A 9125-nucleotide genomic window follows, 5' to 3' on the forward strand; every position below is an offset into this window, starting at 1 on the left:
GAAAGTGTGGAGCGCTTGCGCGTAAGTTTTCAGGCAGCGTCGATACCGCTTGGCTTCCCCACAGGATGAATCAGTTTGGGGCCGTATGCTTCGAAAAAAGACGCACACCAGATTGCGAAGGCAACCTTCGACCAGTAGAGGTGGACACTGCTTGTTAGCAGCATCTTGATGATCGCCAAAGTGACGAGCTTCTCTGGTCAGCATAGTAGCTTTTTGAGACTCCCGGCCCTTTTAGGTATACTTTCCCCTGACTGTCGACAATTGTTAGGGCGTCGTCAGCTGTGAGCGACCATCGCGCTTCCGCCCCGATCGGGAGACAGCGCAGATGGAAACCTCGTTCAAGAACGAACTGTTGCGGCGCCTGAGCGCGCCGGATCTGACATTGCTGCAGCCTCACCTCGAAGGCCGTCACTTGGGACTGACGACGCACCTGGAGCAGGCCTCGGTCCCGATTGACACCTCGATTTCTTCGAGAGCGGTCTCGGGTCAATGGTGGCGAAGCTTCGGGCTGAGGTCGGGGCCGAGGTTGGCATTATTGGCTTTGACGGTATGACCGGATCAGCCCTGGTCATGGGTGAGGACCAGTCCCCGCACGATTGCTTGTTCAATTGAAGGCTGAAGCTATTGCTATAGACGCGCGTTGGCGGATCGTTCTTATGGGCAGCCCGAGGCGGAATACATCCGACTGATCGGGACGCCCCGTTGCTCATGATGTCACCCGTGCTGCCCTCTCTCCCGTCGCTGACCACATTCGGGAGGTGGCGATTGGCACCTGTCAGGACGTTCTGGCAAGGGTTGTCCAACGGTATGAAACCGCAGTGTCGATTCAGGACAGGATCGTTGAACATTGCAAGGAGGTCGGATTAACACCGCAAGCAGATGAAGCTTTTTTGCAGGCCTTGTGGTTGTCGCTGGCGAAGGCCAGGACGGCCTTGGAGCGTGAGGTCCCCCCGGCACCGCTGCAAGCGCACCTGGCCGGCCGCTCTAGTCCTGGACAATTGCCGACCTCGTCGCTGGTCAGCATGCCAGAATGTCGATGGCGGAAGCCATGAGGACCCCGATTGAATGTTCTCATTCGTTTGTGATCGGGGGTACAAGGCAATCCGGCTCCAGCGCATGTTGGCCTCAGGAACAAACCGCGGTCGCATCCGTTCAGCATCGCGAAGGACGAGACGGCTGTCCACGGCCTTTCCGGTACTGCAAAGGAGACATGACGTGCTCGGCCGCAGAGGGGGTTTTCGAAGACCATCTGAGGCTTCGCGCCGCTGGCGACATCGAGGAGGATCTTAGGCGCAACTATGCTGTGGACGTGGTCCTCTTGACCGCGAATTCGAATTTAGAGGCCATGATGCCGTCCGCCTGTCGTCCAAACGCCTGCGCGAGCAGCTGCCTCAAGGTGAGTTCAACTACATCGCAAAACAGGTCCGCGGCCCCTATGCACTGCTGATCTGGTCGGCAACTTCGTCCAGGTCCGACGCCATTGAGGGCGCCGACAGTTCCGTCATTCAGGACGGCAAGATTGTCTTCCAGTCCATTCACTACAGGTTGCACCCCAAGGGGGCTGGGGAAGCCGGCGGGCTCTTCCACTCACCGCATCCGACTGGTCACAAGCTTTGTTCAGTACCGGCGCCATCCACCAGAAACGTCCTGATCACACATGCGGCGGGATTTCCTCGAAGCGGCCGAAAAGCAGGACTGCGGCGCAATTCACCCACACGTCGATCCTGCCGAAACGCGACACGGCAAAGCTGCGCATTCTCCACCGGCCGCATCGTCCGCCATGTCGGTGGCAAAGGTCAGCGCCTCACCGCCCAAGCCGGCGCACTCCTTGGCGACCTTGTCGAGTGCGTCCGCGTTTCTTGAGACCAGCACTAGCCGTGCGCCTTTGCGCGCCAAACCCAGAGCAGTCGCTCTGCCGATGCCGCTCGAGGCGCCGGCGACCACGACGACGGCTCCCCGCAGTTCGGCCATTCGTCAACCTATCGGGATAATTCCGGGCGGGAGTTGAGATCCTCACCCTCTTCGGGATGGAGGCCTACCCTGTGTTCGTAGACAAGCGTTCCGCCTTTCCAGCCGGTGTAGACGAGCAGCAGAACGACAATCGTTGATAGCGCCAGGCCCCAGGGCAAGGCGCCCTCGGCGGCACCGGCGCTTAGGCGCAGCATGAAGCTGGCCAGCGCCAGCACCATGGCCACGACATTGCCGACCATATGGTGCCTCGCTGCATTGATGGACCGCACCCTTGAATTTCCAAGAAAATCGGTAAAGCCGGCCAGCGCCGCGGCAGCGCTCATCAACAGGACAAAGCCGAGCAACCAGAAGGATGCTTCGGCCCAGAATGCATTTCCGGTGGACCAGATGCCGCCGACGCCGTGCAAAACCGCCGGCCCTACTTGTTCTTTTTGAGGAGACGAGCTTCCCTCAGGATTGAGCCGCGATCGAAGCCGACCAGCGACATTATCTCGCGTATGTGGTGTTCGGATACGCCTGACTCTCGCGCGAGCTCGCTGACGATTTCAGATTTCGGGCCGAGCCGCCCTTGTTCTTCCGCCATTACACCAATGCCTCGTATTGGGCCAAGAGTGCGACAGTCGCTCCCAAGCGTCAGCGGCCATGTTGTATAGCTGACGATTTGCTATTGTACGGTTCCGGACCAATTCTAGCCAGGGGATTCGCTCAGGTCTGCACTTGCCGTCCAAGCGCCTGCCGGGAAGCCGACAGTAGTTCTTCCTCGTCCACTAGTCCGGCCATGTAATTTGCAATGATCCGGGACGCCAACGCCTTAAGCGCTTCTCCAACCCTCTCGAACTCCGAGAAGAGATCGGGAACCTTGATCAGGTGCGGGCAAAGGTCCGTTGCGAAAAATGCGGCCGCAAGGACTCGATGACAGCGGAAACCCTTCAGGCAGACGATCCTCATTCCGGAACTTCCGCAATGGAGCGCAGCCGAGATGCTCAAGCCGCTGCTGGCGCGGCGGACTGAAATCAGCGGTCAACCCGACCGTCGCTCGCTGTTGGCTGCCGGTGTGCCGTCGCCGAAGGAACAACAAGAGACTGGTCCAGTTAGAGCCATGCATGCGTCGATAGAAATGAAAGAGGAGATGACAATGGCGACGAAAAAAAGCTCTCAGGGCAGCTCCAAGGGCTTGGAAGACCTTTTCTATGATGGTCTGAAAGACATCTACTACGCCGAACAAAAAATTCTGACGGCGCTCCGGAAAATGGCAAAGGGCGCGGAGTCCGAAGAGTTGAAAGCGGCGTTCGAAAAACATCGTGACGAGACGGAAGGGCAGATCGAGCGCCTGCAGCAAGTTTTCGACGCCTTTGGCAAGAGAGCCCAAGGGAAAACGTGCCCGGCGATCGACGGCATCATCGAAGAAGGACAGGAGATTTTGGAGGAATTCGAGGAGGCTCCGGCATTGGACGCGGGTCTCGTGGCTGCAGCCCAGTCCGTCGAACATTATGAAATAGCGCGCTACGGGACTCTTGTCACATGGGCCGGGTTACTTGGCTTGAAAGACGCCGTCCCGCTACTCGAACAGACGCTCAAGGAAGAAAAAGCAACCGATGAGGCGCTCACCCGACTAGGCGAAACAGGCGTCAACGAACGGGCGATGCAACAGGCCGCATAACTTCGGATCGAATCGACGCGACCGCGGCCCCCGGCAGACTGGATTGGAGCTTGGTTGTATTCGCCAATCCAGGCACACGTGTACACCGCAGCCGCCGAGCCGTCGACGTGGTGGTGGCCGACCGGTTTCAACTAGCCCACCGGAACTGACAATGGGGGACTGCGAATGCGATTACTTGCCCACGCCTTGGGCGACAGGATGTTGGTATGAACGAGGACGCTCGTCGGCCCACGGCAGGCTCTTCCGGGTTCGACAGCTTTTTCATGGCTGGTTTCGAGTGTTCCTCCCACAGGCGCGCCGACGGGGCCCGTCTTGATCTGATCCGCGCGACCTCACATGACATCCATGCACATGCCGACTATCGCCGTTGTGCCGAGCTTGGGCTTCGCACGATCCGCGACGGCTTGCGCTGGCACCTGATTGAAACAGCGCCCGGAGTCTTCGACTGGTCGAGTTGGACGTCGGCGATCGAAGCAGCCCAGGCGGCCGGGGTGCAGATTATCTGGGATATCTTCCACTATGGCTCGCCAGACCATATCGACCAAGGTGGCCCGGGGTTTATCAAGGCCTACGTCCGTTTCGCCGCGGAAGCTGTTCGGGTTCATCGCTCCGCTACCGGGGTGGCTCCCCTGGTGTGCCCGATCAACGAGATTTCGTTTTTTGCATGGGCTGTGGAGGTCGGCTATTTCCCCCGCGTCGGGCCGAACAAGCGTGGATGGTTCAAACGACACCTTGTCAGGGCAGCGGTCGCCGGCGTGAGGGCCATGCGGGAGGCCGAACCCGGCTGCAGGTTCATCTGGGCTGAACCGCTGATCCATATTGCTCCTCGTGACCGTACTCACCCCGAGCGGCGGCGCGCCGAAAATGCTCGCCAGGGCCAATTCGAGGCGTATGACATGCTGATCGGGCGCGTGGAACCGGAGTTGGGCGGCAGCGAGGACGTTGTGGACGTCATCGGCCTCAACTTCTATCCGCACAACCAATGGTACTTGAATGGCCCAACGATACCGATGGGGCACCACGAATACCGTGCACTTTCGGAATTGCTGGTCGAGGTCGCCGAACGATACAAGAAGCCGATGTTCATCGCCGAGACCGGCGCCGAAGGTTCAGGCCGGCCAGCCTGGCTTCACTACGTTTGCGACGAAGTGCGCGATGCGACGAGCCTCGGTGCACCTGTTCAGGGTATATGCCTGTACCCGGTGACGGCCTACCCAGGTTGGGACAATTCGCGCCACGCCGAAGTCGGCTTGTTCTCCACCATTCATGCGGACGGCTCGCGCACTGTTCGCAAGCCACTTGCGGACGAGTTGGAGCGCCAGCGCCAATCGTTCTTGGCGTTTGAGGAACAACAAGCAAGCGCGCTATAGCCTCGCTGATACGAACAGTGCGCGCTTTTCAGCTGCATCAACAGCACAGCATATCTAGAGCTGTTCGCCGAGAAGCCGAGAAACATCGTTGGTCTCTTTGGCCGTGGGTCGCCCGACGCCGGTCAGGCCGGCGCATCATTCACTCGGCCGCCTCGCGCTGCGTCGGCGTGACGAGCATCCCGTTTGCTGGCAGGCGTGTCTGAATGCGCCCGAACGTAGCCAATGCCTGGCCGACCACCTGATCCATATTGTAATAGCGATATGTTGCAAGACGTCCGACGAACCAGACCTCCGGGCACGCCGCGGCCAAAGCTTCGTATCGTTTGTACAAAGCCTCGTTTTCGGCCCGCGGCACCGGGTAATAAGGATCTCCGACGTCGGTGGGGTATTCGTAGGTGAGGCTGGTCTTCGGACTCTGCTGACCGGTCAGATGCTTGTACTCGGTGATCCGTGTGTATTTTTCCGTCTGCGGATAGTTGACGACGGCGACCGGTTGAAACTGCTCGCAATCCAGCGTCGTGTGCTCAAAGCGCAGCGAACGGTAGGGCAAGCGACCAAGCTTCCAGTCGAAATACTCGTCGATCGGACCGGTATAGATCATCTGCTGGAAGGCGATCTTGTCGCGAATTTCGCGGTAGTCGGTCTGCAGCATGATCTTGATCTTGGGACTATCCAGCATGCGCTGAAACATGCGCGTATACCCGCCTGCCGGCATGTTCTGGAAGCTGTCGCCAAAATACCGATCGTCGCGATCGGTCCGGGTCGGGACTCGCGCCGTCACTGACTTGCTCAACTGGGAAGGGTCGACACCCCACTGCTTCCTCGTGTAGCCGCGGAAGAATTTCTCGTAGAGCTCTCTGCCTACTGTGCTCACCACGACGTCCTCGGCGGTGCGGACTTCTTTGACCGTTTCGCGTCGGAAAGCGAAGAAGTCCTGCAGCTGCTCGGACGTCAATTCAAGGCCGTAGAGGCGGTTTATGGTGTCGAGATTAATCGGTATCGGCAGCAGCTTTCCATCGACAAGCGACAGCACGCGATGTTCGTAAGGCCGCCATTGCGTGAATTGCGACAGATAGTCGACGATCGATTGGGCGTTGGTGTGAAAGATGTGAGGCCCGTAACGGTGAATTAGTATTCCCGCCTCGTCGTAGCAGTCATAGGCATTGCCGCCGACGTGATTTCGTCGGTCTATGATCAGGACGCTTTCCTGCCGTTGCGATGCGATACGCTCGGCCAGCACACTGCCGGCGAAACCGGCCCCTACGATCAACCAGTCGAACACGCTCACGCCCTCCTCAGGAATGGGACGACGCTCTTCATCGCATGGGCGCGCTCGATGTGGGCAGCCATCGCGCTCCAGGTCTTCTCCCAGGACATGTCGGCGAGGTAGGCGTCGGCCTTCTTCACCAGGAAATCGCGGGGGTGGGCCAGGATCGAGCGAAGCTTGGCCTCGATGTCCTCCGCCTCGACAATCTCGACAAGGCCTTCGACGCCGTAGGTACGCACAACGTCGACGATCGCCGTGGACAACACCGGCAGCCCTGCCGCAAGAAACTCGGGAGTCTTGGTCGGGCTGATGTAGCGGGTCGCTTCGTTGAGCGCGAACGGCATCCAGCCGGCACTCCAATGCCTGAGATAGTTCGGCAGGTCTGCATAGGACTTGCCGCCCAGCCAATGCAGGTTGCCTGCCGTGGGAAGGCTCGCCCGATCGATCTTGACGACAGGGCCGAGCATGACAAAATGCACGTCTGGCATTGCCGCAGCCGCATGCGCGATAAGTTCAAGGTCGAGCCGTTCGTCGATGACCCCGAAGTACCCCACCCTCGGGTGAGGTATGTCGGCCTGATCGAACGGGTCTTCACCTGGCGCCCTAGCCTGATGGAAATGGGTAACGTCGATGCTGCTCGGGAAGGGAAAGATCGCCCGATGCAAGCTGCGCTTGGCCTCGTAGAGGCTCTGCCCGCCCGTGAAGACGACATCGGCACGTTGCAACAGCGCCTTTTCCAACTGCGTCAACTCTGCGGGAGCGTCTTTGAACGCGGAGAGTTCATCCATGCAGTCGTAGACGCAGACGTCACAGGCGAGATGATCGCTGAAGCGTAGCGCCATGGGCGTGTAATACCAGGTCGTCAATCGGTCATGCGGCGTGGAGGCGAGGATCTGATCGACGAACCTGCGCTGGATTGCGTCCGCCCTGGTCGCGGAAGTACCAACTGGGATCAGCGGCGTCACTATTCTGATCTTGGGGGTAATATTGTGCACCCGCATCGAAGGGTGGTTCCTCTCATCGAAGATCGGCTCTTCGAAGTAAATTAGCTGTTGCTGTTTTGACGCCAGGGTCAGAATGTGTTGTGGTCTCTGATATACGAAGTTCCATCGGAGGTGTGAAAAGCAAATTAAAATAGACGGTTGTACAGGGTTTTTTGGTGTTTTGGCCCGGCCCGCCGCCATTTCCATGTAGATTATCCTTCGATATAGTTACAAAATGCCTCGACTAACAAAAGTCAATCGAGGCAGCTTTGACATGAAGTTCGCAGCCTTCTATATAACTTCCATCCCGATAAGTTGTTCCATAGCTCCAAACTGTCTCGGGCGAGACCAGCCGTCCGCTCCACTTGCGACGGCTCGACAGAGAAGGGGCGAGCCGGCCGCCCCCATTCGATCCACATGATGAAGCCCATCGCGTCAGGTCGGGCTCCCCAAATGTGGCCCTTTGCCACAGAGCGGTTCAAATCCTTCAATCGTTCAACAACCGTTCATCAGCGGAGCTATAAATAGGCCTGCGAATCGATTCATCTGAGTCGCGCAGATGGTTCATTTGAATGGAGCCCGCGAGGAATCGAGGAATGGTTGGCGAATGAAGATCGACTTTGAAACCAACGTCTTTCCGTTGTTTCACCCGCAGGCCGTGGATGACCTGAAGGACCCCTGTCCCGTCTTCGACGGCACGCTCTGGCACGTCTTCGGCTCCAGCGGCACGGTCACGACCGAAAGCTGGAAAATACTCCATGCCACGGCGCCGGATCTCTATGGACCCTGGACAGAGCACGAGCCGATCGTCTTGCCGATTACCGGATCGGGCGTTGCGGCACCCGGCGTCATTCATGAGTGCGGCGTCTTCCACATGTTTATCCAGACCGAATTCATGAAGTCCGGCGGACGTTGCGAGCACGCGGTGTCCAATGACGGCTTTCATTGGGTGGTGCTCAATGCGGCGATATTGTCGCTGCCCGACACCGATGAGGACGGCATCTACGATCCCCACCCCGCAATCATCGGAGGCAAGCGCTACATCGTCTATTCAGGCATGCCCAAATTCACCAGGGTGCCTCAGCCTGATGTCTATCTGGCGCGCAGCCAATCCGATTCCTGGTTCGGGCCATGGAAACGTCTCGGCAAGATACTCGATCATCTCGACGTGCCGCATCACAATGCGCGCGAGCACCCAGATTACGAATGGGGGATCGAAGGCGCCCAGATCGTCGAACTGCCGGACGGTCGCGTGCTTCTCAACGCCACCTGCTTCCTCCCCGAAGGTCCGCGCGGCAGCCGGCAGCGCGTCTTCTTCGCCATCGCCGATGATGTCAAGGGTCCCTACGTTTCCGTTGGCCCCGTTCTCGACCCTGGTGAGCCCGGCGAGAATGGCCATTCGACGGTGATGATCGACGGCCGGCAACTGACCTTGTTCTACCAGAGCAGGCGTGAGGCTACGAACCATCGCTGGCGGTTCGGGTTGGCTAAGTGTGACCTGGATCGGCATATACTTTCGAGAGTTGCCTAGATGGTAAGTTCCGGCATTTGCCGGAACGGAGGATAATCTGGCTGTTGGTTGGTGGGACGGATCCCTTTGTACTGGTGATTGAGGGTAGCAGGGGATTCGCAGCCAGTGGGCAAAGCTTGCGACGAGGGATCTATACACGTCAGGCAAGCCGGTCGCCTCATGGACGGCGGTGCCAGCTGCAAGCCTAGCCTAGCAATGAACTGTAACTGAGCGCAGCAACGCGGCCAGTCGATTCACGCGGTTTTGATCCTGAGCACAATGTCCTGATCGTAATTTCCAAAGCCCTTGCCGAAAATGTTGATCCCGCCGGGGCGCTTGGCGTCGTCCTTGACGCCGATACGGA

9 protein-coding genes and 1 pseudogene are annotated in these 9125 nt (G+C 58.8%); 4 read left to right on the top strand and 6 right to left on the bottom strand.

All coding sequences use genetic code 11. From position 1 onward, the window contains the following. Positions 1-325 precede the first annotated feature (325 nt). Positions 326-553 carry a hypothetical protein gene (locus NKI01_RS24540; protein WP_352884875.1) on the top strand — a complete coding sequence of 76 codons (228 nt, stop codon included), beginning with the start codon at positions 326-328 and terminating at the stop codon, positions 551-553. Between the two features lie 1154 nt (positions 554-1707). Here NKI01_RS24540 and NKI01_RS24545 read toward each other — a convergent pair. The 3 genes from NKI01_RS24545 to NKI01_RS24555 all read right to left on the bottom strand — a co-directional run bounded on the left by NKI01_RS24545 (position 1708) and on the right by NKI01_RS24555 (position 2919). Then, positions 1708-1971: an SDR family NAD(P)-dependent oxidoreductase gene (locus NKI01_RS24545; protein WP_352473697.1), complete on the bottom strand. Its 264-nt coding sequence runs from the start codon at positions 1969-1971 to the stop codon at positions 1708-1710. 8 nt (positions 1972-1979) lie between these two features. Then, the gene (locus tag NKI01_RS24550) at positions 1980-2378 is read right to left on the bottom strand and encodes a DUF2231 domain-containing protein (RefSeq protein ID WP_352473698.1); all 399 of its coding nucleotides are present in this window, start codon (positions 2376-2378) and stop codon (positions 1980-1982) included. A 298-nt stretch (positions 2379-2676) separates the two neighbouring features. After that, a complete protein-coding gene (locus tag NKI01_RS24555; protein ID WP_352473700.1) occupies positions 2677-2919 on the bottom strand; it encodes a hypothetical protein in 243 nt (80 codons plus the stop codon). 187 nt (positions 2920-3106) lie between these two features. On the opposite strand from NKI01_RS24555, the gene NKI01_RS24560 reads away from it, so the two are divergent. Next, on the top strand, positions 3107-3631 hold the full coding sequence (locus tag NKI01_RS24560; protein WP_352884881.1) for a YciE/YciF ferroxidase family protein: 525 nt from the start codon (positions 3107-3109) through the stop codon (positions 3629-3631). Positions 3632-3837: 206 nt separating this feature from the next. Beyond that, positions 3838-5001, top strand: coding sequence for a glycoside hydrolase family 1 protein (locus tag NKI01_RS24565; protein ID WP_352965000.1), 1164 nt, complete (start codon positions 3838-3840; stop codon positions 4999-5001). Between the two features lie 139 nt (positions 5002-5140). Here the strand turns inward: NKI01_RS24565 and glf are convergent, their stop codons facing one another. Together glf and NKI01_RS24575 are read right to left on the bottom strand one after the other, a co-directional pair. Next, complete coding sequence (gene glf, locus NKI01_RS24570) at positions 5141-6283, bottom strand: UDP-galactopyranose mutase (RefSeq protein ID WP_352884873.1); 1143 nt, start codon at positions 6281-6283, stop codon at positions 5141-5143. A 2-nt stretch (positions 6284-6285) separates the two neighbouring features. Next, positions 6286-7458, bottom strand: a complete 1173-nt coding sequence (locus tag NKI01_RS24575; RefSeq protein ID WP_352884872.1) for a glycosyltransferase family protein — start codon at positions 7456-7458, stop codon at positions 6286-6288. Between the two features lie 400 nt (positions 7459-7858). Between NKI01_RS24575 and NKI01_RS24580 the strand changes: the two genes are divergently transcribed. Continuing rightward, positions 7859-8782, top strand: a complete 924-nt coding sequence (locus NKI01_RS24580; RefSeq protein WP_352884871.1) for a glycoside hydrolase family protein — start codon at positions 7859-7861, stop codon at positions 8780-8782. Positions 8783-9015: 233 nt separating this feature from the next. Here NKI01_RS24580 and NKI01_RS24585 read toward each other — a convergent pair. Continuing rightward, positions 9016-9125 (bottom strand): annotated as a pseudogene (locus NKI01_RS24585) (transcriptional regulator); the annotation flags it as partial.

It is taken from the genome of Mesorhizobium sp. M0815, from assembly GCF_040319995.1.
Taxonomy (GTDB): domain Bacteria; phylum Pseudomonadota; class Alphaproteobacteria; order Rhizobiales; family Rhizobiaceae; genus Mesorhizobium.

Bases quoted from the DNA above. Each gene is read 5' to 3' on its own strand.
- NKI01_RS24540 (WP_352884875.1), top strand. From the start codon at position 326: ATGGAAACCTCGTTCAAGAACGAACTGTTGCGGCGCCTGAGCGCGCCG.
- NKI01_RS24560 (WP_352884881.1), top strand. From the start codon at position 3,107: ATGGCGACGAAAAAAAGCTCTCAGGGCAGCTCCAAGGGCTTGGAAGAC.
- NKI01_RS24545 (WP_352473697.1), bottom strand. From the start codon at position 1,971: ATGGCCGAACTGCGGGGAGCCGTCGTCGTGGTCGCCGGCGCCTCGAGC.
- NKI01_RS24555 (WP_352473700.1), bottom strand. From the start codon at position 2,919: ATGAGGATCGTCTGCCTGAAGGGTTTCCGCTGTCATCGAGTCCTTGCG.
- NKI01_RS24575 (WP_352884872.1), bottom strand. From the start codon at position 7,458: ATGGAAATGGCGGCGGGCCGGGCCAAAACACCAAAAAACCCTGTACAA.
- NKI01_RS24580 (WP_352884871.1), top strand. From the start codon at position 7,859: ATGAAGATCGACTTTGAAACCAACGTCTTTCCGTTGTTTCACCCGCAG.
- NKI01_RS24565 (WP_352965000.1), top strand. From the start codon at position 3,838: ATGAACGAGGACGCTCGTCGGCCCACGGCAGGCTCTTCCGGGTTCGAC.